Source organism: Oceanobacillus sp. FSL W7-1281 (assembly GCF_037969835.1).
GTDB classification, from domain to species: domain Bacteria; phylum Bacillota; class Bacilli; order Bacillales; family Amphibacillaceae; genus Oceanobacillus; species Oceanobacillus oncorhynchi.
This window is the reverse complement of sequence record NZ_CP150214.1, coordinates 4178794-4205544: the sequence shown is the minus strand read 5'-3', so window position 1 is coordinate 4205544 and position 26751 is coordinate 4178794. Positions and strand designations below refer to the sequence as shown.

General features: G+C 38.6%; 19 protein-coding genes. 11 read left to right on the top strand and 8 right to left on the bottom strand.

Going from position 1 to position 26751, the window contains the following annotated elements; translation table 11 throughout:
- Positions 1–300: 300 nt before the first annotated feature.
- From MKX55_RS20445 to MKX55_RS20420, 6 genes are all read left to right on the top strand, one after another.
- Entirely contained in the window at positions 301–1752 is a 1452-nt protein-coding gene (locus MKX55_RS20445) for an acylphosphatase (protein WP_339234597.1), read from the top strand.
- A gap of 354 nt (positions 1753–2106) precedes the next feature.
- The gene (locus MKX55_RS20440; protein ID WP_339234595.1) at positions 2107–3138 is read left to right on the top strand and encodes a CapA family protein; all 1032 of its coding nucleotides are present in this window, start codon (positions 2107–2109) and stop codon (positions 3136–3138) included.
- 127 nt (positions 3139–3265) lie between these two features.
- Complete coding sequence (locus MKX55_RS20435) at positions 3266–4516, top strand: YheC/YheD family protein (protein ID WP_339234593.1); 1251 nt, start codon at positions 3266–3268, stop codon at positions 4514–4516.
- A gap of 151 nt (positions 4517–4667) precedes the next feature.
- Positions 4668–6128, top strand: a complete 1461-nt coding sequence (locus MKX55_RS20430; RefSeq protein ID WP_339234591.1) for an acylphosphatase — start codon at positions 4668–4670, stop codon at positions 6126–6128.
- Between the two features lie 111 nt (positions 6129–6239).
- Positions 6240–7235: a hypothetical protein gene (locus MKX55_RS20425; RefSeq protein WP_339234589.1), complete on the top strand. Its 996-nt coding sequence runs from the start codon at positions 6240–6242 to the stop codon at positions 7233–7235.
- A 54-nt stretch (positions 7236–7289) separates the two neighbouring features.
- Positions 7290–8519: a YheC/YheD family protein gene (locus MKX55_RS20420; protein ID WP_339234587.1), complete on the top strand. Its 1230-nt coding sequence runs from the start codon at positions 7290–7292 to the stop codon at positions 8517–8519.
- A gap of 61 nt (positions 8520–8580) precedes the next feature.
- Here the strand turns inward: MKX55_RS20420 and MKX55_RS20415 are convergent, their stop codons facing one another.
- Positions 8581–9591: a YheC/YheD family protein gene (locus MKX55_RS20415; RefSeq protein ID WP_339234585.1), complete on the bottom strand. Its 1011-nt coding sequence runs from the start codon at positions 9589–9591 to the stop codon at positions 8581–8583.
- 428 nt (positions 9592–10019) lie between these two features.
- On the opposite strand from MKX55_RS20415, the gene MKX55_RS20410 reads away from it, so the two are divergent.
- Complete coding sequence (locus MKX55_RS20410; protein WP_339234583.1) at positions 10020–13205, top strand: peptidoglycan-binding protein; 3186 nt, start codon at positions 10020–10022, stop codon at positions 13203–13205.
- Between the two features lie 72 nt (positions 13206–13277).
- Here MKX55_RS20410 and MKX55_RS20405 read toward each other — a convergent pair whose 3' ends face one another.
- The 3 genes from MKX55_RS20405 to MKX55_RS20395 form a co-directional block, all read right to left on the bottom strand.
- Positions 13278–13418, bottom strand: coding sequence for a YvrJ family protein (locus MKX55_RS20405; protein ID WP_084612819.1), 141 nt, complete (start codon positions 13416–13418; stop codon positions 13278–13280).
- A gap of 137 nt (positions 13419–13555) precedes the next feature.
- On the bottom strand, positions 13556–13768 hold the full coding sequence (locus tag MKX55_RS20400; RefSeq protein ID WP_042529620.1) for a DUF2922 domain-containing protein: 213 nt from the start codon (positions 13766–13768) through the stop codon (positions 13556–13558).
- A 34-nt stretch (positions 13769–13802) separates the two neighbouring features.
- On the bottom strand, positions 13803–14033 hold the full coding sequence (locus tag MKX55_RS20395) for a DUF1659 domain-containing protein (protein ID WP_042529621.1): 231 nt from the start codon (positions 14031–14033) through the stop codon (positions 13803–13805).
- Between the two features lie 364 nt (positions 14034–14397).
- On the opposite strand from MKX55_RS20395, the gene MKX55_RS20390 reads away from it, so the two are divergent.
- The 3 genes from MKX55_RS20390 to MKX55_RS20380 all read left to right on the top strand — a co-directional run bounded on the left by MKX55_RS20390 (position 14398) and on the right by MKX55_RS20380 (position 20119).
- On the top strand, positions 14398–14961 hold the full coding sequence (locus tag MKX55_RS20390) for a sigma-70 family RNA polymerase sigma factor (protein WP_289585419.1): 564 nt from the start codon (positions 14398–14400) through the stop codon (positions 14959–14961).
- A gap of 335 nt (positions 14962–15296) precedes the next feature.
- On the top strand, positions 15297–18881 hold the full coding sequence (locus tag MKX55_RS20385; RefSeq protein ID WP_339234578.1) for a peptidoglycan-binding protein: 3585 nt from the start codon (positions 15297–15299) through the stop codon (positions 18879–18881).
- 161 nt (positions 18882–19042) lie between these two features.
- Entirely contained in the window at positions 19043–20119 is a 1077-nt protein-coding gene (locus MKX55_RS20380; RefSeq protein ID WP_339234576.1) for an MraY family glycosyltransferase, read from the top strand.
- 127 nt (positions 20120–20246) lie between these two features.
- Here the strand turns inward: MKX55_RS20380 and MKX55_RS20375 are convergent, their stop codons facing one another.
- The 4 genes from MKX55_RS20375 to MKX55_RS20360 form a co-directional block, all read right to left on the bottom strand.
- Positions 20247–21386 carry an LCP family protein gene (locus MKX55_RS20375; RefSeq protein ID WP_289584985.1) on the bottom strand — a complete coding sequence of 380 codons (1140 nt, stop codon included), beginning with the start codon at positions 21384–21386 and terminating at the stop codon, positions 20247–20249.
- A 196-nt stretch (positions 21387–21582) separates the two neighbouring features.
- Complete coding sequence (gene tagD, locus MKX55_RS20370; RefSeq protein WP_289585075.1) at positions 21583–21975, bottom strand: glycerol-3-phosphate cytidylyltransferase; 393 nt, start codon at positions 21973–21975, stop codon at positions 21583–21585.
- Between the two features lie 294 nt (positions 21976–22269).
- Complete coding sequence (locus MKX55_RS20365; RefSeq protein WP_289584986.1) at positions 22270–23289, bottom strand: YheC/YheD family protein; 1020 nt, start codon at positions 23287–23289, stop codon at positions 22270–22272.
- Positions 23290–23530: 241 nt separating this feature from the next.
- Entirely contained in the window at positions 23531–24670 is a 1140-nt protein-coding gene (locus MKX55_RS20360) for a peptidoglycan endopeptidase (RefSeq protein WP_289584987.1), read from the bottom strand.
- 756 nt (positions 24671–25426) lie between these two features.
- Here MKX55_RS20360 and nagA point away from each other — a divergent pair.
- A complete protein-coding gene (gene nagA / locus MKX55_RS20355) occupies positions 25427–26617 on the top strand; it encodes an N-acetylglucosamine-6-phosphate deacetylase (RefSeq protein WP_289584988.1) in 1191 nt (396 codons plus the stop codon).
- Positions 26618–26751: the final 134 nt, after the last annotated feature.

Genomic DNA, 26751 nt, shown 5'->3' with positions numbered 1-26751 from the left:
CAGACAGCAGAAATAATAGAATACTGTGAAGCGGTCTTTTCCTGTAAATTAAGGGAGAAGGGCCGCTTATTTAATGACGTTCTTTTATTACGAGGATGTTGATTTGTAAACTGTAGTAAAAAATGTATGAGAATAAAATTTGAATTATGATAAGATGTGTATAGAGAGCATGGAAAAAATAGAGTCATATATAGAGCAGATAATAAATAATTCAAATACATATAGCAGCCGCAGATTGAAATATACCTGTTCACATGTATGATGAGAAACAAGTGAATACAAAGATGAAGGAGAATGGTTATGAAATCTCAAGAAGCAGAACTTCTTCCCGACCTGTCCAAAAAAGTAGTGAAAGATATAACAGGCTTTCAATTAGACGCTTATGCAGTAGCTTTGGAAGGCTGGAGAAGAGGCTTAGAATTAAAGTGGTATAGTGATGAAACAAGCGTATGTAAATTGCACCGTATAAACAGCACCACACACGGGAAATTTTTCTCCCTGAGTGATGGAGAGAAAAAGCATTATTTCCTGCGCTCCAGAGGCGATAAAGTAGCCAATAAAACGATAGGTATTTGTCAAAACAAAGAAAAAACCAAATCCTATATGCGAAAACAGAATGTGCCAGTGCCGCTTGGCGCCGCTTTGGAAAGCGATGAAGAGATTATTAACTATGCGAATGAGATTGGCTATCCTGTCATTATCAAGCCGTTAAGCGGAAGCATGGGAGTAGGCGTATATACCAATATCTCTGATGAACAGACATTGATAACTATTCTGAAGGAAGTAAGAAAAAAATACGCCTACCGCCGATATTTAGTGGAAAAACACTATGAAGGCAATGAATACCGCATCTATGTCGTCGGAGATAAAGTGATTGGCGCCACAAACAGAGTTCCTGCAAATGTCACAGGGAATGGGACAGACACGATTGAAAAATTAATTGAAATCAAGAATGAGGAAAGAAAACAGAATCCATATCTGTCGCCGAAACCAATAAAGGTAGATTATGAAGTGACTTATATGCTGGAAAGAGCAGGCTATACAATAACTAGTGTTCCCAAAAAAGGCGAGCAAATATTTCTACGGGAAAAAAGTAACCTCTCTTCTGGCGGCGATCCGATTGAAGCAACCGATGAGCTTTCAGAAGAGGTAAAACAAATTGCTGTCGACTCGTTAAAAGCACTTCCTTCCATCCCGCATGCAGGAGTAGATATTATTGTAGAATCGAAGGATAATACAAAAGGGGTCGTATTAGAAGTGAATGCAACCGCGGAAATTGCCTTCCATCTATTTCCGCTGATTGGGAAAGCGAAAGACATTCCTGGAGCGCTCATTGATTACTATTTCCCGGAAACAGCAGACGCTGAAAGAACACATTTTTATTTTGATTACCTGAGCATCTTAGAACCGATAAAAACGGGAGCGATTGAGGAGATAAAGGTCGCTGAAACGCCATTGAATAAAAAATATGCAAAGAAATATACGGCAACTGGAAAATTAAACAGAGTTGGATATATGACAAAAATAAAAAGATTTGCATTGGAAAGAAACCTGTATGGCTATGCGAAAAAAATAGACGAAAACACCGTCGACATATTCCTTATAGGAGAATCAAAAGAAGAATTAGATGCATTTAAAGAATATGTCAAAAAAGGATCGAAAAAATCCGTCGTCAAAAATATCAGAGAAAAAGATCTTGAACTCTCTAGTAAACCTAGAAAAACAGGATTTAAGATTATAACATCATCCTGATGGAATAGAGGACGTATCTATGTAATACATCGTTGCAGTGATGTCATCATAAAATGAACTATTTGGAGGAGATATACCCTAAATAGTTCATTTTTCTTTTGGGGATAACAGATATATAGGGATTAAAAGGTTTTATTTTAAACCAATATTTTACTTATTTTGGATATTTATCTACTCGATTTAAATCAATACTAAGCAAAAAGCACATCCAACTAGCCAGTTAAAATTTTTGAAAAATACATAAAATCATGTCAAAAAGTGTCTTTTTTGGTACAGTATATGTACAAACTACAGTGTCAGTGTAGAAGCATAGATTCATAGAAGGTTTAAATAACGGATGGCGGAGGTATAAGTATGTCACAGATGAAATTAGTAGCTACAGGGGATGTTCTGCTGCATGACAGAGTATATGATAAATGTATAAAAAACGGGAAATATGACTTCCGGGATAAGATGGCTCCGGTAAAGGAATTATTACAGGCGGGAGATTTGTCGATTGTTAATTTAGAATCAATCGTAGCTGGCGAAGAATTCGGCCTGACGACGTATCCACGATTTAATAATCCGATTGAGATTGCAGAAAATTTAAAGGAATTTGGCACAGACATTGTCACCAATGCCAATAATCACAGCTTTGATTTTGGAGAAGAAGGGGTACAGAAATCCATTGCGAACCTTGAAAAAATAGGGTTGCCTTATGTAGGATCCCATAAGTCCAAAGCAGATAAGGACACGTTCCGGGTATTTGAGAGAAATGGAATAAAAGTAGGTGTGCTGGCGTATTCGACCGTTTCCAATAATAAGGATTTCCCTAAAGGAAAAAGATACTTATTAAATCGAATTATCGGCGGCTCGACCATTCCTGTCAGAAAAACAATTGAGCGCTTAAAAGAAGAAGAGAAGGTGGACGTGGTCGTTGCAGCCGTGCATTTTGGATCGGAATACGCACTGAATCCATCATCGTTTCAAGTGAACCTTGCTACATCTCTATCAGATGCAGGCGCAGATATTATCCTTGGCCATCATCCGCATGTTTTACAGCCGGCTCAGTGGATACTGAATTCCCGGGCAAACAAATCGCTGGCAATCTATTCTCTGGGAAATCTGTATACTGGTCAATTTGGTGTCTATCGCCAAATCGGAGGGGTGCTCTCTCTGGATATAAGCAAAAATGAAGATGGACAAGTTACAATCGGACAGCCTGAAATGGATTTAACCTTCGTCGATGATGTGAACAATACCGAGTTTCAAATGCACTTATTCCGGGATTATATCGAAGAAAATCGCCATATCAAAACAGACTTTGGCACATTTGACAGTTTAGAGATATATACCGAGCTAAAAAACAGATTAACACAATGGGTTCCAGACTTTAAACTCAGGTAAGCAAAGCAATATGTTTCCTTTCATAGGTTAGATTTCATCACTTTAATTGGAAAATTGTATTTGGATCAAAATATCTATAATCATAAATACACTCGATTTTATCAAACAACAGGAAGAAGGATTGTAGATGATAGTAGGCTATATGCGCAATTTAAAAAAACCGGATTCACTGGCTAGAACAACGTCACTCATTGCCAAGTCATATGGAATCGAATTGCTCTATATGAACCCGGCAGATGTCGATATAAAAAAGAAAAAAGTATATGGAAGATTACTGGTCAATAATAAGTGGGTAGATAAAGAGACGGATATTCCCCCTTTTATCGATGTTGTCCCATACTGTTTTAAAAAAGAAACGAAAGAAGTCATGGATTTCTTAAGAGAAACAACACTATTATCCGAGGATCGAAGAAATGTCATTACGAAAGAATATTTACAAGAGGTATTAAGTAAGGATGAGGCGTTTTCTCATTTAATGATACCTACGCATCCGATGGAGACGGTTGAAGATTTACATCATTACTTGAATCAGTACCAAAAAGTCGTGCTGAAGCCGGAAAGCGGGCTACGCGGTAAAAATATCTACTTTATAGAAAAGGTAGAAGCGAATGTACTACAAATCGGTTTTAATACAGAAAAATGGAAGATTCCTTTAAATGAACTGAAATCATTTTTCGATACTACGTTAAAAGGGAAAAATTACTTCCTTCAAAAATACGTTGTATCAAGAACGCCCCAGGGCGATCCATTTGACTGCCGGGTACATGTAGAGAAAAATGGCAGAGGCCGGTGGACAATCGCTAAGATTTATGTGCGGATCGGCATCGGACAGTCCGTTATTTCCAATGTGAACCAAGGCGGAGGCGTCAGTGATACGAGAGAATTTTTAAAAGCAAATTACGGGGATAAATGGCAGGAAATCTATCGATATTTAAAAAAACTCGGAAAAATAATCCCGGAAAAAATGGAAGAACTGCGAGGAAAGGATATTATGACGTTAGGGCTGGATGTTGGCATTGATCAAAGCGGCGAACACTTTTATTTGTTTGAAGTGAATGACAGTCCCAGCTCCAAAGCATTAAAATCCGATGTAGCCTATTTTAGAAGTAATTACTACTTATATGTGTTAAAAGAAAAATTAAATATTCATGTGAAGGATGCAAAGGAAGAGGTAGAATCCCTTTCGGACATAATCGCTCAAATGCAAAAAGAAATAAGAGAAAAAGACAGGGCACTCGCCGGCATGGAAAAACAAATAGTTCAAAAAGAGAAAGAACTCACCAGCAAAGAAAAACGGCTGAATAATATGCTGAATAGTACCTCCTGGAAAATGACAGGCATTTTGAGAAAAACTAAAAAAATATTTGTAAAGAAGTAGCCATATGAGTGTCACAATATAAAGAAAACTTAATAGAATTGAAATCGTTCAAAGCGTATGATATGTCCCTAAAACCCGGACAAGCAGCGAATTGTATTCTATTACATGCACTTTAAAATAAAACAAAAAGTAGAATAAGGGGACTGTTTTTATGAAAACACAACAAGTAGAACTCCTTCCTACACTGACAAAGGAAGCTGTAAATGATGTGACTGGCTATCAGCTATGCGGTTATTTAATCGCTTTAGAAGGATGGAGAAGAGGGTTAGAATTAAAATGGTACAGAGATGAATCCAGTCTTTGCAAACTGCATCGGATGTTCAGCAGCACGCACGGGAAATTCTACTCTTTAAGCAACGGAGATATGCTGCATTATTTCTATCGCTCCAGAGGAGATAAAGTAGCCAATAAATCAGTCACGATATGTCTGGATAAAGAAAAAACAAAAGCTTTTCTTGAAAAGGGGAATGTACCTGTCCCTAAAGGGAAGACATTAGAAACAGATGAAGCAATCATTGATTACGCGAATGAGATTGGTTACCCGGTTATTATCAAACCATTAAAGGGAAGCATGGGAAAAGGCGTCTACACCAATATTGATAATGTAGCGGAGCTCACTGCTGTTTTAAAAGAATTAAGAAAGAGCTATTCGTACCGCCAATATATCGTAGAAAAACACTACGACGGCAAGGAATACCGTGTATATGTTGTCGGCGATAAGGTCATTGGCGCAACGAACCGGATACCTGCCAATGTGATTGGAGATGGGATAAACCCCATTGAAAAACTGATTGAACTAAAAAATAACGAAAGAAAAAAGAATCCCTATTTAGCAACCAAGCCAATAGAAGTCGATTATGAAGTGAACACCATGTTGAAAAGAATCGGCTATACATTAGACAGTATTCCAGTAAAAGACGAGCAGGTCTTCTTAAGGGAAAAAAGCAATCTGTCTACTGGAGGAGATCCAATCGAGGCAACGGATGAATTGACAGATGAAGTGAAGCAGATTGCCGTCAATGCATTAAAGGCACTGCCATCTCTTCCGCACGCCGGATTAGACATTATTGTCAACCCAGAGGATAATCGGCAAGGCGTCGTGCTGGAAATCAACGGAACTGCAGAAATTGGGTTTCACCTGTTTCCATTAGAAGGAAAGGCAAGAGATGTCCCTGGTGCGATCATGGATTATTACTTCCCGGAAACAATCGGGAAAGAAAAATCTAACTTTTACTTTGATTACCTCTGCATGTTAGAACCGTTAAAAAAATATGCTGTGGATGAAATGAAGGTTATCCGGACACCGGCAATTAACATGTATGCCAAAAAATATACGGTAACCGGAAAAGTGAACCAGGTAGGATATCTGGGTTTTATCAAAAGACAAGCGCTGAAGAACGATCTCTTTGGGCATGCGAAAAAAATAAATAAAAATACGGTGGAAGTCTACCTGATCGGCGAGGAAAAAGAAGTGCTGGATACATTTAAAAAGACAGTAGAAAAAGGAAACAAAAAATCCTCTGTCGAGAAGGTAGAAGAACAGAATCTTGTCTATACCAATGAGCCAAGAAAGACCGGATTCCAGGTCATCACAAAGACAGCTCGCCGTTGAAACCGTCAGAAGAATAAAGAGGTAGTTAAATAGCCTGCCAGAGAAGGAGAGAAAAAGAATGGGAATAAAACCAATCTGGTCTTCTCTGGCAGATACATAAGGTGGGAGATTATGAGGGCAAAGGATTTAACGGGAAGAATATTAAATCGATCGAATCGAATGATTGTCTTGGAAGCACATAAAAGAGGGGTAGAGATCACCCCGATGCAGAATAAAAGGTTCAAAATGGCATACAATGGCAAGTCGTACCTCATCAGAAGAGGAATGATCGTAAACAGCTATAATACCTCGCTGGCCATCGAAGTGACGAACCGAAAAGAAATCACAAGCAGAATGCTGAGAGGGAAAGGCTTCCCGGCTCCGGAAAATATCGTGTTTTCGAATACAGATGTGGAACGGGCCTGGGCTTGGGCACAGCCGATTTTACCCGTTGTGATAAAGCCGTATAATGATGCGAAAGGTACAGATGTATACGTTAAAATTACGGAATATGATGAATTTGTGCGTTGCTTTCATAAAGTTGGCGAAAAACATAAAGAAGTACTCATCGAAGAATACATCAGCGGAAAAGAATATCGCTTTACCTATGTAAATAATGAAATTGTAGGGGTTGCACACCGAATCCCGGCCAATGTGACAGGAGATGGTGTATCGACTATCACTGAACTGGTAGAGAAGAAAAACAAGGAGCGGGAAAAACGAAAAAATCCCATTCATATCAAAATAAAATTAGATGAGGAAATTGAACGGGTATTATCCAAGTTGAATTATACATTTCAGACTATCCCGGCCGACGGTGAAATGGTATACTTGAGGTCGAATTCCAATGTGTCCACAGGCGGTGACGCCATTGATGTAACGGATGAGATCCTTTTTGAAATCAAAGAAACCGTTAGAAAAGCGGTTCGAGCTATCCCGGGAGCAAGAATATGCGGCGTGGATGTTCTGATTAACGGAGAGGATATTCATATTTTGGAAATGAATGTCGGTCCGTTAGGTCCAATGCTTACCATGCATCATTTTCCATGGGTTGGAAAAAAGAGAGATGTTATCGGAAAAGTAGTTGATGCTTTATTCCCGGAAACAGAAACTGTAAAAGAAGAATAAGAATAAAAAAGAAAGCATATGGCATGTTAAAAGAATGAAAAGGTGGGAATATCCATGTACGAAGTAGGTATTATGACTAATTTTAAAAAACCTACAAAACTGGCAACAATGACAGCATTAATAGCAAAATCATACGGCATTGAAATTATTTATATGTCACCCAATGACGTCCATATCGAAGAAAGGAAGATATACGGGAAAGTAATGGTTAATAATAAATGGGTTGATAAAAAAACAGATATTCCACCTTTTATTGACGCAGCTATATATTGCTTTAAAAAAGATAACAAAGAAGTCATGGACTTTTTAAAAGAGACGACATTTCTTTCGGATACAAGAGAAAACTTGATAAATAAAGAGAAATTACAAGGGATATTAAAGGAAGATCCGAAATTCGCTCATTTAATTATTCCTACACATAATGTAAAAACATTTGATGATGTCTATCCCAACTTAATGAAATATAATAAAGTCGTGATTAAGCCTGGAAATGGAATAAAGGGCAAGGATATCTACTCTATTGAAAAAATCGGAGAAGATCTCTTTACAATAGGCTATCAGCGAAATGAGTGGGACGTTCCATTAAATGATCTGCGAGAATTTTTTGATGAGGTCTTGCAGCAAAGGAATTATATTCTTCAAAAATACGTTGCATCGAAAACACCGCAGGGAGATCCTTTTGATATCAGAATACATGTCGAAAGAGACCGCTCCGGCAAATGGTCGATTGCAAAAATCTATGTACGGATCGGAATCGGTCAGTCTGTTGTCTCGAATGTGAGTCAAGGGGGCGGTGTCAGTGAACCTGTTGCCTTTTTAAAAGCATTCTATGGAGATAAATGGGAGACGATTTACAGTAATTTGGTGACGATAGGAAAGACGCTGCCGAAGAAAATGGAGAAGTTAAGAAAAACGCATATCATGTATTTAGGTATAGATATCGGCATTGAATCAAATGGCGATCTGTATTTATTTGAAACAAATGATGGACCGGGTACCAAGAACGTTATCTCCGAAGCAGCCTTCCATCGAAGCAATTATTATGCCTATGTCATGGAAGAAAAATTAAATTATCCAGTGAAGCAGCTGGTCGATGTGATTGAGGATGAACAACATAAGATTGCTCAATTGGAGATAGCAAATTCCCAATTAGAAACAGCAGTGAGCAAAGAAACAAAGAAAACAGCGAAAAAAGAAAAACAGATTCAGGATATGATAAACAGCACCTCATGGAAGGTAACCGGCTTCCTCAGAAAAGCGAAGAAGCTGGTGAAGAAAAGTTAAACAACGCAATGCAAAAAGGAACGATGCATGACACTGGTAAGTCATACATCGTTCCTTTTAATTATTCATCGGCTGTTTGCTGTTGAAGATAGTGATAATAATCGGCTTTCAGGTTAACAATTTCTGCTTCTCCAAACTCCACACCGGGAGCAGCATTAACCTCGAATATATAGATTTTTCCATCTTTATCAATCCCTATATCGATACCAAGGCAGGAGGTTTGCTTTTGATAGAGTGCTTCCAATTTCGGAGGAAGATATTCTGCGACATAGTCAAACTCTGCTTTAATATCCTTCCAATCCTCTGGATAGTGAAATTTAATAAATGGGAGCAGTTTTTGTACGCCGCCGCCTTGGGCCACATTCGAAACAACCTTATTATTGGAACCGATACGAATCAGAGGAATGGCTACAGCCCACTTTCCCTCTCCATTTTTTTCTAGCCGTATCCGGCAGTCAAAAGGGCTGCCCTCTGTCGTAAGGGATTGAATATATTGTTGTGCTAAATATACTTTGTCATCTATTAATTCTTCGATATAAGCTTTGAGTTCTTCCGCAGCCAGCATCTTTTCCGAATTATTGACGTACAGCTGATAGGAATCTTCATCAATCTGATGGACCAAATAGACCCCGATTCCTTTGTGGCCGACTTTGGGCTTAAGAATAGCTTGCTGATGCTTTTGGATAAATTGCATAAAAGAGTTGAAGTCAGTAATTTGAACCGTATCGGGAACATATTTTGCAAACGTTCCATCCTCAATCAAAGTATTGTAGAGCTTCATTTTGCTGCCAAATCCCTTCAGATTTAACAGCGTGCTTTCCTTTTTTAGGAAAGCAGCTACATCTTTATATTTATAGCAATAACTGTTCAAGTCAATATATGGAGGAACAGGGATTTCTATCTCACGCCATTTGTTATCATGCAGCGTGAAGCCGTTAATAACCTCGTTATCTACATCCACATTTTTCGGATGACTGTAGATAACCTCAATTTGATAGTACTTCGCGGCTTTTGCTAATAATTTTACATATTCGGGTGGTTTGGTGAAATTCCTCATATAACATATATACATGTCGCGCCTCCTGTAATCTTGGTGTTAAAAAGGATCATGTATTGGTGTATAGCGTTTCCTCATCATGTTGCTTAGTTAAGAAAATAGCATACGTACAGGCATAAGTAAAATTTAACTTCCAAAAAATGTTGTTAAAAATCAAATTTTCTGTTATCCTGTCTGTGATTCACATTTTTTATATAAGTCTGTCTATTTTTTGAATGAAAAAGTAGGCAAAATATAATAGCAGTTACATACGATATAACATTTTTAAATCATACATATAATTAAAATATAGGCACATAGACTTATCTTTCGGTTATTCAATCCGCTGTGAATCAGTTCTTTTGGCAGAAATGCTTTTATTTTTGTGATATTTTTACTAAATAAGTAGCTATTTTATGCCGATAAAGAGAAGGAAAGTAAAATTAAATAGGAGGTGCGGCAGTTTGAGGAAAAAATGGATTCCTCTTCTAGTCATTGCTTTATTGATTATTTCACCATTTTCCACTGCGGGTGAAGTGTACGCGATGAGTAATAATCAATCGAAGGAAAGTCAGCAGAGCGATGATCATACAGAAGAGGAAGACAACAACAGAATAGACGCGGAACAGGACGCTTCGGACAATGAAGCAGAGTCAGAAGAAGTAATATTCGAACTGGGTGATAAAGAGGAAGCAATTCAAGAACTGAAAGAAGATTTAACAGAGCTTGGATTTGCTGCATTAGAAGACCCGACAGAATATTTCGGCTTACATACAGAAGAATCTGTAAAGGTATTTCAAGCTTTTCATGACATAGAAGAGACAGGAATCGCAGATGAAGAAACACTGCAAATGATAGAAGAGTTGTTATTGGAAGATTCCTTTGATCGTGAAGCGCATCTGGAGTTCAGTAAGCCAGAAGAATTTGAGACAGAAGCAGAAGAAGTCGAGCAAGATGATGAGGCAGAAGAAGAGCAAAATGCTGAGGGAGAAGAAGGCTCTGAAACAGAAGAAGGCGCAGAATCTGAGGAAGAGCAGGGCTCTGAAACAGAGGAAGGCGCAGAATCTGAGGAAGAGCAGGGCTCTGAAACAGAAGAAGGCGCAGAATCTGAGGAAGAGCAGGGCTCTGAAACAGAAGAAGGCGCAGAATCTGAGGAAGAGCAGGGCTCTGAAACAGAGGAAGGCGCAGAGTCTGAGGAAGAGCAAGGCTCTGAAACAGAAGAAGGCGCAGAATCTGAGGAAGAGCAAGGCTCTGAAACAGAAGAAGGCGCAGAATCTGAGGAAGAGCAGGGCTCTGAAACAGAAGAAGGCACAGAATCGGAGGAAGAGCAAGAATCTGAGACAGAAGAAAATGCTGAAGCGGAGGAAGAAGACCAAGAAATTGGTGAGCAACGTTTGAACGAAGTAGAAACGTTTGCTGCCCAAAGTACGTATCAGCAGGGAGATAGACATTCAGAAATCGTTAAGTTTAAGAAAAAATTAAACGCAATTGGTTTTGGATATATCACAGAAACGACGCTCTTTGGCAGTTTCATGGAAACGCAGGTAACGCGATTCCAAGAATACTATGGTCTTCCGGCTAATGGAAAGATGGACCGGGCCACGAGAGAAAAGCTCGACAGTGTCTATAACAGCTCATTCCAGCAAGGAAAACGTCATGATGATATTCCAAATATCAAGCAGAAGCTGAATAATCTAGGATATGGTTATATAAGTGTTACGACGCTCTTTGGAACCTTTATGGAACAAAAAATAGAGCAATTTCAAAGAGATCATGGCCTTCGTGTCAGCGGAATTGCAGATGAAGTAACGTTAGCCAAGTTGAATGAACTTGCTCCGCAGGATACGTACCAGCGTGGAGACAGACATGAGGACATGATTCAATTCAAGCAGCAATTGAACGCGGTCGGTTTTGGCTATATCACAGAGACCACACTCTTTGGAAGTTTCATGGAAACACAGGTTGAAAGATTCCAAGAATACTATGGACTTTCCGTTAACGGTCAAATCGACGAAGCAACGAAAGAAAAGCTGGACAGCGTTTATAACAGCCCATTCCAGCAAGGAAAACGTCATGATGATATTCCCGATATAAAACGGGATTTAAATAATCTCGGCTACGGATATATAAGTATCACGACACTCTTTGGCAGCTTTATGGAGCAAAAAGTAGAGGAATTCCAAAGAGATCATGGTTTACGAGTGAACGGAATCATAGATGAAGTAACATTAGATAAAATGAATGAATTGGCTCCGCAGGGTACGTACCAGCGTGGAGATAGACACGCGGATATTGTGACGTATAAGGAGCAATTAAACGGTACTGGTTTTGGCTATATCACAGAGACGACACTATTCGGAAGTTTCATGGAAACACAGGTTAAAAGATTCCAAGAATACTATGGGCTTTCCGTTAACGGTCAAATCGATGAAGCAACGAAAGAAAAGCTGGACAGTGTCTATAACAGTCCATTCCAGCAAGGGAAACGTCACGATGATATTCCGGATATCAAACGGGATTTAAATAATCTTGGCTACGGATATATCAGTATCACGACGCTGTTTGGCAGCTTCATGGAGCAAAAAGTAGAGGAATTCCAAAGAGATCATGGTTTACGAGTGAACGGAATCATAGATGAGATAACGTTAGCGAAATTAAATGAGGCAGCGCCACAGGACACGTACCAGCGCGGAGACAGACACGCAGATATTGTGACGTATAAAGAGCAATTAAATGCGGTTGGCTTTGGCTATATTACAGAGACGACACTCTTTGGAAGTTTCATGGAAACACAAGTAAAGAGATTCCAAGAATACTATGGACTTAACGTCAATGGAACAATCGATAATGCTACAAAAATAAAGCTGAACAGTGTCTATAACAGTCCATTTCAGCAAGGGAAACGTCACAATGACATCCCGGATATTAAACAAAAATTAAACGGTCTGGGCTATGGTTATATCAGTATTACCACGTTGTTTGGCAGCTATATGGAGCAAAAAGTAGAACAGTTCCAAAGAGACAATGGCTTACGAGTAAATGGAATTATTGATGAAGTTACTTTAAGCCGAATCAATCAAGCGTTTGATCAGCAATCGAATGTAAAAATCTTTCTTGATCCCGGTCATGGAGCGCATGACCCAGGCGGTCAAGGCTACGGTTTAAACGAGAAAGACGTTGTATTGGACATTGCACTGGAAACAGAGCGGATACTTACGAGTAAGTATCAGGGTGTTGAAGTAGAAATGTCGAGAAGATCAGATGTTTTTGTTGAATTAACCGAACGGGCAAACCATGCGAATAGATGGGGTGCTGATTATTTTGTGAGTTTCCATAACAACGCCTTTAATGGGTCAACAGGCGGATTTGAATCGTATATCTACAATGGGGGCGTTTCTCAGGAAACAAGAAATAGACAAAATGATATTCATTCGTATATTTCTTCCCGTTTAAATGTTTCCGACAGAGGACAAAAGTCAGCGAACTTTAATGTTCTGCGGAACACAGATATGCCGGCAATTCTTATTGAATACCTGTTTATCGATAATTTCACAGAAAACGCATTGCTGAAAAGTGACAGCTATAAAAAGCAGCTGGCACAATATACAGCAGATGCCATTGCACAATCTTATAATCTGAAAAGAAGATAAGAAACAGCATTTTTCCAAGAATAATAAAAAAGAGGATTTTCCACTGTTAAATCAGTGGAAAATCCTCTTTTTTTAGTGTAATCGTTTTGGAATAGAAATCGAGTAGATGGACTCAATCAACTGATTCAGTTTTCCTTCAACCCGGTGTAACAAGTAGAAGGTTACCGCAGCAGGAAACCCAATATCGGTTAATAGAGAAATCCATGCCTCCATCGCATTCACCACCTTTGATTTTTAAACAAATTTTAAGAACAAGCTTTCAGACGAATAACAGAAGAATTTTCTAGAATAAAAGACAATGCCGTGAGGATAGTCTCCTCACGGGCCAAAGTCTTGTTACGATAAAAGGATTATAATTCAATATCTTCCACAATACGTTCCACGATACGGGCACTGTGGATTTCAGTTAATCCGCCGCTTGCGGAATATAGGGCATCCTGCTGAAGAATGGTATCCATTGCTTGCTGAACAGCTGCTGGATCTGCTGGTTCCACAGGATGATCGAGTGTGTAGGTTACCACACGGCCTTCTTCATTTACAAATTTCAATTCAAGCTTGCGCATAGGTTGTCACCTCCTTTCTTTACTGAATCCACTTTTAAGCCTCTCTTTCATGAATTTCGGAAACATCCCGACGGCTGATTGCGTAAAGGGTATGCTGCTGAACAGATGCGAATGCATTTGCTGTTAATAAGAGCTGTTCAGCAGTAGCGTCTGGTTTCACATAATTGAATCGTTTTTGCTTTAGGACAAACTCGCCGGTAATCGGGTCCACACCTTCATTCAGCGTAAGCTGCAAAACCGATTCGGTTAATTCTGCGACTGCCATGGTCATCACCTCCTTTCACACTTATATTCAATTCTCAGAGACAAAAAGGGGCATGTTTATAAAAAGATTTTATGTTTTGATAAAAAAATTACTTGTTTAAAAAGGGAAGAATGATCCTATAAAACGCTCTATATCACACTTTATAGCAGAGTCCCTCCAGAGAATGTCGAAAAATGTCGTTAAAAAGGTCAAATAAGTTATAAATTACCGTTTGTAGCTTTAAACGGTAGCATATTTATTAAAAAACGACAGTTTACCCGGACAAACTAGGATTTTACTCCGAGAAAATCCTAGTTTGACAATATGACATAATTTTTAACTTCTGCTAGATTAAAAGCAATCTATTGAAAGGGGGAGTAAAAAAATGACAAAGAAGAAATGGGAACTGGAGGATTTTATTGAACAGAATCAGCGTAGGGTGTACTACCAAATGGCAAGGCTGCAAATTAATGATAAGGATGGGGAATATTTTCAAGAAGGACTTGTAGCCATGTGGAGAGCGTATGAAAACTATAATCCGGATAAAGGACCATTAGCGACATACATGAATTTTGAAATTCGAAATCGTTTGGTGAATGTATTTCATAAATCCATTTTGGAAAGGAAATACATAGAGCAGCTAGGGCATCAGCAAGAAGTAGAGACGCAGGCAGGAAATTATATGGATGGGAAAAAGAAAAAAATACTCTCTAAAAATGAAGAGGGAACGAATCCGCAGGAAAAACTGGATCAGGAAAGTGAAACCGATTTCTCTGAATTCACATCGATACTGACGGAAAAGCAAAAAGTCTGGTTTAACTGTGCAATTATAGAAGGACTATCCAATCAGGAAATTGCAGAAAAAGAACAGGTAAGCTTGGAAGCAGTAAAAAGCTGGGCAAAGAGCGCCAAACGTAAACTTCGGAAAAAGGATTGGGATAGAGGCTAAAAGGAAATCAACACACCCATTATAAATGGAAGGGCTATAATTATTATTTTGGACGATTATAGTCCTTTCTATCAAAGAAAAGAAATTTAGAAGAGTTATATTCATATAGCAGGGAGGAAATTCCTAAGTGAAATTTTCAATTAATCTTACTTAAAAAAAACTGCAAAAATCAGGACTTTTGGCGCTAATAAAACAATCTAGTAAAATAGTGAACCTTTCGTGAACGTTTTACCGCGGTAAAACGATTTCAATTTAAAAAAAATGACTTAAGAAAAGATTAGGTATTGCCGATATATAGATAGAAAGCTAGAATTAAATATAGGAGGTGGAAAGATTTGAGAAGAAAGTGGTTTCCTTTCTTTTTGGTGATTTTATTGGTAACTTCTCCATTTGCTTCCGTCAGTGAAGTATATGCGATGAGTCATTCATCTAAAGAAGATGAGCAAAATAATGAGCCAGAAGACAGGGATAAAGAATCAGATGTTGATGAACAGGATTCTTCCACGGACGAAGCGGTGTCAGAAGAAATAAAGCTTAAACTAGGGGATGACGATGAACAAATTCTAGATCTGAAAGAAGATTTAACAGAGCTTGGATTTGCAGCATTAGAAAAACCTACAACTTATTATGGCCTACATACAGAGGAAGCTGTAAAAGCATTTCAAAAGTTTTATGACATAGAAGACACGGGAGTTGCAGATGAAGACACACTACTACAAATAGAATACATTTTAGCAGACGATTCATTCGACCGTGAAGAGCACCTGGAGTTCAGTAAACCTGAAGAATTTGTGACGGAAGAGGAAGAAGTCGAAGAACTGCCGGCAGCCGATGCGGAAGAAGACGCTGAAGCCGAAGCAGGGGAAAGTTCTGAAGAAGCGACAGAGGAAGAAACTGAAGCGGACGCAGAAGAAAATGCTGGAGAAGCGTCGGAAGAAGACGCTGAAGTCGAAGCAGAGGAACGTTCTGAAGAAGCGACAGAGGAAGAAGTTGAAGCGGACACAGAAGAAAATGCTGGAGAAGCGTCGGAAGAAGACGCAGAAGCGGACGCAGAAGAAAGTTCTGAAGAAGCGGCAGAAGAAGTTGAAGCAGATACAGAAGAAAATGCTGAGGAAGCAACAGAAGAAGAAACTGAAGCGGACACAGAAGAAAACGCTGGAGAAGCGTCTGAAGCCGAAGAACGTTCTGAGGAAGCGACAGAGGAAGAAACTGAAGCAGATTCTGGAGCAGACGCAGAGGAAAATACTGAATTAGAAGAAGAACAAGAAATCAGCATACAAAGCTTTGCTGGATTGACAGTATTTTCTGCTAATAGTATCTACCGAAAAGGAGACAGCCATCCGATAATTGCTGAATATAAAAAGAAATTAAATGCAATCGGTTTTGGGAATATCACAGAGACAAACAACATAGGGGAATTTGCAGAAACTCAATTAAAGAGATTTCAAGAATATTATGGACTAATTTCTAATGGAAACCTATATCCATTGACAAGGGAAAAAATAGACAGCGTCTATAACAGTCCATTACAAAGAGGAAAAAGCAACAATGCTTCTAAAAAATTAAAAGAAGATTTAATAGCGTTGGGTTATCTATCCTTAACGAGTGCAAATAATTCATTTGGTTCTCAGACAGAAGCAGCATTAAAAGCTTTCCAAAGAGATAACAATCTGAGAGTGAATGGGATAGGTGATGAAGTAACGCTAGCGAAGTTAGCAGAGCTAGCTCCAAAGGATATCTACCGAAAAGGAGACAGCCATCCGATAATTGCTGAATATAAAAAGAAATTAAATGCAATCGGTTTTGGGAATATCACAGAGACAAACAACATAGGGGAATTTGCAGAAACTCAATTAAAGAGATTTCAAGAATATTATGGACTAATTTCTAATGGAAACCTATACCCATTGACAAGGGAAAAAATAGACAGCGTCTATAACAGTCCATTACAAAGAGGAAAAAGTAACAATGCTTCTAAAAAATTAAAAGAAGATTTAATAGCGTTGGGTTATCTATCCTTAACGAGTGCAAATAATTCATTTGGTTCTCAGACAGAAGCAGCATTAAAAGCCTTCCAAAGAGACAACAATCTGAGAGTGAATGGGATAGGTGATGAAGTAACGCTAGCGAAGTTAGCAGAGCTAGCTCCAAAGGATATCTACCGAAAAGGAGACAGCCATCCAGAAATAGCTGAATATAAAAAGAAGCTGAATGCAATAGGATTTGGTTATATCACAGAGACAAATCTTTTGGGATCTTTCATGGAAAGACAAATAAAGAGTTTCCAGGAATATTATGGACTGATTTCCAATGGGTACCTTTATCCATTAACGAGAGAAAAAATAAATAGTGTATATAATAGTCCATTACAAAGAGGGAAAAGCAACAGTGCCTCTAAAAGCTTGAAAGAAGATTTAATAGCGTTGGGTTATCTATCCTTAACGAGTGCAAATAATTCATTTGGTTCTCAGACAGAAGCAGCATTAAAAGCCTTCCAAAGAGACAACAATCTGAGAGTGAATGGGATAGGTGATGAAGTAACGCTAGCGAAGTTAGCAGAGCTAGCTCCAAAGGATATCTACCGAAAAGGAGACAGCCATCCAGAAATAGCTGAATATAAAAAGAAGCTGAATGCAATAGGATTTGGTTATATCACAGAGACAAATCTTTTGGGATCTTTCATGGAAAGACAAATAAAGAGTTTCCAGGAATATTATGGACTGATTTCCAATGGGTACCTTTATCCATTAACGAGAGAAAAAATAAATAGTGTATATAATAGTCCATTACAAAGAGGGAAAAGCAACAGTGCCTCTAAAAGCTTGAAAGAAGATTTAATAGCGTTGGGTTATCTATCCTTAACGAGTGCAAATAATTCATTTGGTTCTCAGACAGAAGCAGCATTAAAAGCCTTTCAAAGAGATAACAATCTACGAGTGAATGGTATTGGTGATGAAAGAACCCTGGCAGCTTTGGATGAAGCAATCAGCAATCGCTGGGTTGTTAACCATGAAACGTATGACGTAACATTCAATCAGGCATTGAACACCCAAATGAACCAATTACAGCAGACCGATATGTATCGAAATGATCCTGCATATGTGCATAAGAATTATGTGGACGGTTCAAACAGAACAACTGCAAATGTAAATGTCCGCTCATCTGCAAGCAGTTCGAGTCACATTTATGGGCAGATAAGCAGGGGAACACAGGTTACAATTCTTGGTTCGACAGGTGATTGGTACAGAATCAGTTACAATGCTTGGAGAAATCCAACTAGAAGTGATGTAAGCAGTTATCTGAATCCAGAGAACAATGATATTTTCCAGCATTTGGATTTAACCAGCAGTGTTGGTGTCACTGCTTCAGATTTGAACAGTGATATTTTAAGCGGCAAAGGCATTCTTGCCGGCAGAGGACAAGCCTTTATCACAGCTGGCAAACAGCAGAGTGTCAATGAAATCTATTTGATTTCACATGCATTATTAGAAACTGGTAATGGAAGTTCTGCATTAGCAAGAGGGATCGAAGTAGGATTGAATAGCAGCGGAAACCCTGTTGTTGTTACTTCATCCAATCGAAGCAGCCTTCGAAATATCAGAACCACATACAATATGTATGGTATCGGTGCGGTAGACGGCAATGCGCATAACGGCGGAGCTATCAGAGCTTACAATGAAGGCTGGTTCTCACCAGAACAGGCTATCGTTGGCGGTGCCCGATTTATTGGAAACAGCTACATTCATAATCAATATAACCAAAACACGTTATATAAAATGAGATGGAACCCTGCAAACCCTGGATATCCGCAATATGCAACAGATATTGGCTGGGCAGTGAAACAAGTTCCAAGCATCAAGAGATTATATGATATGCTGAATAACCCGGTATTCAAATTTAATATTGCACAATATCGTTAATAAGTTTATAACGCCCGAGTTTCTTTCACTGGAAAGCAATTCGGGTGTTTTTTTGCTTTTATATATAACAGTCCTCGTCGAATTATGGTATGATAAACGAAAGAAAGGGTAATAGAATACAAAGGGAAGTTTACTAGAATATAATAAGTAGGTGAACAACTATGTGGAGTGCTGCTGAATTGCTGATCGCGTTTATTATCGCACTATTGACAGCAATCATCACGACACCAATCATTATATGGGTCTCTAAAAAATGCAATCTAGTAGATCAGCCTGATCAGAGAAAACAACATCAAAAAGCTGTGGCAAGCATTGGCGGTCTAGGCATCTTCTTTGGTATCGCCGCAGGATTCTTCTATCTGCAGCCAGAACATCCGCAAATGACAGCGATTATTATTGGTGGTATCATTATGTTATTGACAGGACTTCTGGATGACATTGTGGATCTTAGGCCTGGCACGAAGCTGTTAGGGCAAATAGGAGCTGCTTCGGTTGTAGCTTATTCTGGATTAGTTATTGAGAAATTGACATTACCTTTTATGGGAACGGTTTTCTTAGGAGAGTATGTTGGGATAGCTCTTACGATTTTTTGGATTGTTGCTGCTGCAAATGCCATTAATCTGATTGATGGATTAGACGGTCTGGCTGGCGGCGTATCAACCATTGCTTTTATCAGCATTTTGGTGATGGCCATCATGGATTCTCGAATGATTGTCATTGGATTATGTGTTCTGTTAATTGGCGGAACACTAGGATTTTTAGCATTCAATTTTCATCCGGCGAAAATCTTTATGGGAGACACGGGGGCGTTATTTTTAGGATATTCGATTGCGATTATATCCATGCTCGGCTTATTCAAAAATGTAGCCTTCTTCAGCTTTGTTATCCCGATTATCGTGATTGCACTTCCGGTATTTGATACACTGCTCGCCATCATCCGAAGAATTAGCAATAAACAAGGTATTTCGGTAGCGGATCGAAATCATATTCACTATCTATTACTAAAAAACGGCTACTCACATAGACAATCCGTATGGATTATCTACGCGTTCAGCATGTTCTTCGGTGCGATGGGGATCGTCGTTAATAACGCACAGCTGATGACGTCCTTAGCTGTCTTCTGCTTTGTTATTCTGGGGATACATCTTTTCTCGGTGGTATGTGGAATCCGATCGAGAGGAAGTATTGTTTCTCTATTTCATAAAAAAGAAGAATTGCATAAAAGAAGGTTAAAATAAGATAAGCAGGTCTCTCTATTCTTGGATGGTACAAGAATAGGGAGGCCTTTTTCATGTATAGGATGGCGAAATACGTACAGACAGCAAAAAAACTCTTTCCCAATAAAACTGGGAAAGAGTTTCGTTTTTATAAAGGATTTCCATATTCGTCCGTTTCTTCTTGAGGCACTTCTTCCTGATAAGAATCGCCTTGTTCCTCATAAGAGTCTTCCTCTTCATACATTCCTTCTTCTACCGGTTCTTCCGTATTAGGATCTCCGTAAGGCTCTTCTCCCTCAGCAGAGGAACCAGAGATTTCTAAGTGATCTTGAAGTATCCTTTTTGTCTCTTCTAATGCCGGCTCGTCAAGCAGCCAATAATAAGTAGAACCAGGCTGATAATCGCTGCCTTCTAAGGTCATGTCTTCAATATCAAGACCGCCGGTAGCGTACTTAATAAAAGTCATCATCTCATTGAACGTCATATTCGTATTCATATTGCTGCCGACAGCGGCAATCAAATCATCAAACTGAAATACCGATCCAAGCGAGGTTGCTTTATCCGCTACGGCATTGACAACTTCCATTTGCCGTTTTCCGCGCTCTATATCATTATCCAGCTTACGGGTCCGAGCAAACGCTAATGCTTCTTCGCCATCAACTGTTTGTTCTCCAGGAAGCAAATGGATAGCATCTCGTTTATCCATGGAATCTGACTCTTCCAGTTCATATGGCACATCAATATCAATACCGCCAATAGCGTCGACAACATCAACAAAGGCATGGAAATTAACACGGACATAATAGTCGACTGGAATATCCATTAAATTTTCAACCGTTTCAATCGTTGCTTTTGGTCCGCCATAGGCATGAGCATGTGTGATTTTATCTTCGCGACCTACTTCAGGAACATATAGAAGGGTATCACGAGGAATACTTACTAATTTAACGCTGCCTTCTTCTCTATTAAAAGTCGCTAACATAAGTGTATCAGATCGAGAGGTTTCTGCATTATCCCGATGTTCATTTTCATCGACTCCAATAATAAGGATAGACACGTTGTCGATATTCGGGTCCACTTCAAAATCCCGTAAATCCGAACCTTCACGACCGTCATCCTCATAAGAATCAGAGACTGCATTATTTGCTTTAACATATAAATAACTTCCATAACCAACAACACTGACTAAAGCTAAGCCTATAATAACTAAGGTAATTAAGACACCTTTACGGAGTTTACGCTTTTTTCGCGTCACCCGGCGGCCTCGCATATTCTTTTGTTTTACCATTACAAATCTCCTTTTTTTACAAGAAATATCGACGGATTTCTTGATAAAGCCCATTTAATTTTACTATGGAATGAACTATTAGTAAATTTACAATTGCATTACATATTTATGATGATGTAACAGGGGGAATCACATAAGTACAGCTGAGACACGCTGAAACGGCGCCAGCTTTATTTATATGACAGAGTGTCTATTTTCAGCTGTCGTCTCTTAAATTATCCTTAATCAACGTAGAAGAGATGCCATCTGTCCGAGGGAGGTAAACCACTTCACAAAAAGAGCGCAGGGCATCGAATTTTCCTTTCCAATCATTCCCCATAACAAATGTATCGACGTGATAGGTTAAAATATCATCTTTTTTTTGCTCCCAGGAGATTTCAGGGATAACCTTATCGACATAACGTACAGATTCAAGAATGATTTTCCGGTCTTCATAGGAATAAAAAGACTGCTTATGCTTGAGTATATTAAAATCATCGGTGGATAATCCTACAATAAGATAATCACCCATTTCTTTTGCACGCTTTAATAAATTCACATGGCCTACATGCAGTAAATCAAACGTTCCATAAGTGAGAATAGTACGTATCATTTCCACCTCCTAAAACCGTATTAACGTAATAGTAACATAAGAAAAGAACCAGGAATAAATCTGAGGACAAAAAATATGTTTTTTTGCTATAAAAAAAGGTAGGTGGTGGAAAAAGTGTGTTGATCTGTTTTGAAAGCATGATGATTGTATCATTAAAAAGATGAATTTATAGTTGTATTCATGAATAGAAGTTTTTGATATAGGAATGCCAGGAATTTTACAGTGGAATGAACCGAGCTAAATTCCTGGCATGATAAATAGTTTAGAAAAAAATATATAGAACAGGACTGCCTAAGCTAATTCTTTGGGAGTGCGTTTAACTAAATAAACATAATAGTCCGTGCGTAATTGCGCTACTTCTTTATGAAGTAAGGAAGAATCAGGGGCACTGATGGATTCAAAGAGCACAAGGTTCTGATCTTTATCGATTCCAACATCAAGACCAAGCGTTGCTAACTCTTTTTTTCGTGTTTTTTCTATCTTATTTGCAACGTTTAATGCAAACGAATCAAGGTGCTCATCCACTGCAGGGGCATCCTCAGTAAATTTTAATGTTAAAAACATACCTGCATCAAAGGTGACGCCGCTTTGTTGATTGTTGGGAGAAACTTGTTTTTCCGTACCAACGCGAATATATTTTTTCACAATGACCCACTCGCCCACTTTATTTTTCTCTAAATGAACACGGCAATTAAAGGGCTCGCCCTGTTCCGTTCTGGAAGGTATGTATGGCTGGACAATACATTTACGTTTGGAAATAATAGATTGAAAGAACGCGAAGACTTCTTTCAATGTCATGTTCGCAGTGGAATCCTGATGACTGACCAGGAAGGAATCTTTATCTTCCTGTACGATTTTATAAATGTTTTCTCCGGATTGACTGTAGACAGGCTTCACAACGACTTCTCCATATTTTATTAAGAAGCCTTTAATAATAGAGAAACTTTTACAACGTAAGGTTGGAATGGCATACTTCTGAAGCTGCGGATCCTTTGTTAACATTTCCTGGACACTTTCCTTGGAGATTTTATTTCTCCCATCCTCGGTTAAGTAGGCGCGATCTTGTAAATAGGCTATTTTTTGTTTGGATTTTAAGCAGAATGCAGAAACATCCATAATCTTTGGAATAGACATCTCGACATTTTCCCACGTATCTTCCTTTAAAACCATCCCGGAGGTCATATGGTCATCTTCGTTGATATCGCTTGGGTTCATATACAGAATCTCGATTCCTTTGGATTGTGCTTCGATGGATATCTCTTTTGCCAGATCGGTTGGTTCTTTGAAAGGTTGCATTAATCCTACTAACATGGAATCAATTCTCCTCCTAATTATTCGTATTTCTAATTATCTAGTTTCAATTTTAACACATTCTATTGTGTTATGAAGTACCATTTTTTGAAAAGACATGAACATGACCGGTTTGTCAAGCAGGAAGAAAATCCCATCTGCTGTCGAGACATGTTTCTGGAATCAGAACAAATAAAAAATCTGCACCTGCTGTTTGTCTGGAACAGGCGGGTACAGATTTTTCCTCGATAACTATCGAATTTTAATAAAAACGTTTAAAGCTGTCGAAATGAGAGCTCCAGTAAGGGTTATCGAGTGATGTGATGGTAACACCAGTAGATGAACCTGCATGAAGGAACTGATTATTTCCTACATAGATTCCCATATGGGATGGACCAGATTTATACGTTCCAGAGAAGAATACTAAATCTCCTACTTGCGGATTGCTAATTGTCTGTGCTCTATCATAATAGCCTGCAACACTGGTACGAGGAATATTTTTACCTGCCTGATTATAAGCGTAATAGATGAACCCGCTGCAATCAAACCCGCCAGGAGAACTTCCTCCCCATACATAAGGGTCGCCTTGCTGGCTTTTTCCAACAGAGATAAGGGTATCTACATTATAACCTGCACTAGATGATGAGCTGCTGGAAGAGCTGTTGGATGATCCAGAGCTGCTATTTGAACTGCTGCTGTTAGAAGAACTGGAACTAGAGCTGCTGGAACCATTTACTTTTAATGTCTGGCCGGCAATAATCAAATCAGATGACAGGTTATTGAGAGATTTTAATTTAGATACAGTCGTTCCATGCTGGCTTGCGATTTTAGAAAGGCTGTCGCCAGATTTCACCTTATAGGTGCTGGAAGAACTGGAGCTTGAGCTGGAAGAGCTTGATCCAGAACTTGAATTGGAATTAGAGCTGCTAGAATTACTAGAGCTTGAACTGCTGGAACCACTTTTGCTGACAGTTAATTTATTTCCAGGGTAGATTAATGTCGTAGATAGATTATTCCACTTCATTAAGTTATTTAAAGAAATACCGTGTCGAGAGGCAATACCGCTTAATGTATCACCGGATTTCACTGTATATGTACTTCCGCTGGAACTGCTTGAGCTTGAATTCGAGCTGGAGCTGGAACTAGAAGAAGAACCAGAGCTAGAATTTGAACTTGAAGACCCAGTTGTTTGTAAAACCTGATTCGGGAAAATAAGATCCGAAGAAAGGTTATTGAGAGATTTTAATTTGGACACGGTTGTTCCTTGACTTTGGGCGATTTTCCATAGGTTGTCGCCGCTTTTTACTTTGTAAGATGCTGCATCAGCACTGTCTGTTGCTACAAAGGCAGATGCAATTGCTGCAGATGCAGTAACAGAGAAGATGATTTTTTTGTTAGCCATGTGTGCGTTTCCTCCTTAGATTTTAATGATTGGGGTTTTAGAGATGTGTTTGAATATGATTTGTAAGGAGACCAAAGAGGAGTGCATCAAGAAAATAACTGTATGTGACAGGTATACTTTCTATTAGCTTTGTTCGTACGTTATATTAATGAAGAAATAAATCCATAAACGATGTACGCAACAATCCTGGTATAAGTACAAATCCCATATTCCATAAACGAACAAGATGTATTTTACTCCCAGATGTTTGTTTATTGTGATTGATAGAATGTAGTTTGTTAGTTTTAAAGAAGTATTACTAGTTTATTCCATTACGGCATAGTACAAATAAGTAATCTAGCACATCTGTCTATGAAAAATAATCCAATAAATACATCTTTATAGAATTATATCGTTTTATAGATAATAATGGTAGGTTATATAGAGAAATGTAACATGTTTGTAATGTTTTAAAAAATAAGGTCGATAGAACTGTTTTGATAACACTTTCATTTAAATCTCAGGTATATAACTGTGTTGAAAGTATTGTTAATAATAACAGAAATAGTCATATTGATATAGAAAAAGTAATTAATTACATAATCATTCTTGGCAAATAATGTTAATGAACATTGAACAGACGTTTACTTGTAACTTTCCATTGAATTTATTTCGATAAATCATATCATTTCCCGGGAAATAACAACAAAATATACATTTATTAAAGAGATAGCGTTATAATAGAAGAAATAGATTAATGATTAATTGGAGGAATAGATGGTGGAACAATCAATATTGCTTATAAAAAACATTCAAGAAGCGTATCTGCCGAAAGGAGTTATAAAAAACGCATCCGTTATATCAGAGAACGGAAAAATAACACAGATTCTGACACAGGAAGAAGCAGCTGATGTCTCTTTTTCTGGAAAAGTTATCGATGCAGAGAACAAATTAAAATTGCTGCCGGGGTTTATTGATGGACACATTCATGGTGGCTATGGCGTGGATGTGATGGATGCGACACCAGAAACGTTACAGACACTTGCAGAAAAGCTGCCATCAGAAGGGACAACCAGCTATCTCGCTACGACCATTACCCAATCAGATGAAGAAATCTCTAATGCTTTAAAAAATGTTGCAGCTTGGACAGCTGATGGACAAAAGCCAGGAGCGGATTTAGTTGGTGTTCATTTAGAAGGCCCTTTTGTAGAAGTTTCCAAAGCAGGAGCACAGCCGAAGCAATATATTACAGAACCTGATCTTGCTAAATTTCTAACATGGCAGGATGATGCAAACGGACAAATTCGGACAATTACTATGGCTCCTGAGCATGATAAAACAGGAGAGTTTATAAAAACACTTGATCAATCTGGTGTGAATGTATCTGCAGGCCATACGGATGCTTCCTTTCAGCAAATAAAGGATGCTACGAAATTAGGTGTTAGACAGCTGACGCATCTATGTAATGCAATGAATGGCATTCATCATCGTGATATCGGAGCGGTGGGAGCTTCTTTTCAGTTGGAGGATTTACGTGCTGAGTTGATTTCAGACGGTATTCATGTTGTGTCAGAGATGCTGCAGCTTATTTATGATAATGTTGGACCTGATCGAATTATTATGATTACCGATGCAATGCGGGCAAAAGGGTTGGATGAAGGAGAGTATGAGCTTGGTGGACAGCCTGTTTTTGTGAAAAATGGGGAGGCTACCTTGGAGAATAGTTCTTTGGCTGGCAGTATCTTGAAAATGATCGATGCGGTGAAGGTGATGCTGAAACTAGATGGAGTTACTTTACAGGATATCGTGAAGATGACTGCAGTTAATCCGGCGAAACAAGTTGGGATTTTTGATAGAAAAGGCAGTGTTGAGGTTGGTAAGTATGCGGATTTTGTTTTGTTAGATGAGGAGATGGATGTTGCATATACGGTTTGTAGAGGTGAAGTGGCATTTCAAAAAGTAGAATAAGGAGTTCTTTTGAGTTAGAGGAAGCAAAGCATTCACTAAAAAAAATAATGAGTGCTTTGTTTTTTTCAAAAATATAGATGATTTATTGATAGATTTGATGTTTTTGTATTAAGTTAGATACTTATATCAAAGGG

What these genes read in the sequence shown, in the direction of transcription:
- MKX55_RS20425 (WP_339234589.1), top strand. Translation starts at nt 6,240, where the DNA reads ATGAGGGCAAAGGATTTAACGGGAAGAATATTAAATCGATCGAATCGA.
- MKX55_RS20360 (WP_289584987.1), bottom strand. Translation starts at nt 24,670, where the DNA reads ATGGCTAACAAAAAAATCATCTTCTCTGTTACTGCATCTGCAGCAATT.
- MKX55_RS20445 (WP_339234597.1), top strand. Translation starts at nt 301, where the DNA reads ATGAAATCTCAAGAAGCAGAACTTCTTCCCGACCTGTCCAAAAAAGTA.
- MKX55_RS20430 (WP_339234591.1), top strand. Translation starts at nt 4,668, where the DNA reads ATGAAAACACAACAAGTAGAACTCCTTCCTACACTGACAAAGGAAGCT.
- nagA (WP_289584988.1), top strand. Translation starts at nt 25,427, where the DNA reads ATGGTGGAACAATCAATATTGCTTATAAAAAACATTCAAGAAGCGTAT.
- MKX55_RS20390 (WP_289585419.1), top strand. Translation starts at nt 14,398, where the DNA reads ATGACAAAGAAGAAATGGGAACTGGAGGATTTTATTGAACAGAATCAG.
- MKX55_RS20375 (WP_289584985.1), bottom strand. Translation starts at nt 21,386, where the DNA reads ATGGTAAAACAAAAGAATATGCGAGGCCGCCGGGTGACGCGAAAAAAG.
- MKX55_RS20435 (WP_339234593.1), top strand. Translation starts at nt 3,266, where the DNA reads ATGATAGTAGGCTATATGCGCAATTTAAAAAAACCGGATTCACTGGCT.
- MKX55_RS20420 (WP_339234587.1), top strand. Translation starts at nt 7,290, where the DNA reads ATGTACGAAGTAGGTATTATGACTAATTTTAAAAAACCTACAAAACTG.
- MKX55_RS20405 (WP_084612819.1), bottom strand. Translation starts at nt 13,418, where the DNA reads ATGGAGGCATGGATTTCTCTATTAACCGATATTGGGTTTCCTGCTGCG.
- MKX55_RS20440 (WP_339234595.1), top strand. Translation starts at nt 2,107, where the DNA reads ATGTCACAGATGAAATTAGTAGCTACAGGGGATGTTCTGCTGCATGAC.
- MKX55_RS20395 (WP_042529621.1), bottom strand. Translation starts at nt 14,033, where the DNA reads ATGGCAGTCGCAGAATTAACCGAATCGGTTTTGCAGCTTACGCTGAAT.
- MKX55_RS20380 (WP_339234576.1), top strand. Translation starts at nt 19,043, where the DNA reads ATGTGGAGTGCTGCTGAATTGCTGATCGCGTTTATTATCGCACTATTG.
- MKX55_RS20365 (WP_289584986.1), bottom strand. Translation starts at nt 23,289, where the DNA reads ATGTTAGTAGGATTAATGCAACCTTTCAAAGAACCAACCGATCTGGCA.
- MKX55_RS20400 (WP_042529620.1), bottom strand. Translation starts at nt 13,768, where the DNA reads ATGCGCAAGCTTGAATTGAAATTTGTAAATGAAGAAGGCCGTGTGGTA.
- MKX55_RS20415 (WP_339234585.1), bottom strand. Translation starts at nt 9,591, where the DNA reads ATGTATATATGTTATATGAGGAATTTCACCAAACCACCCGAATATGTA.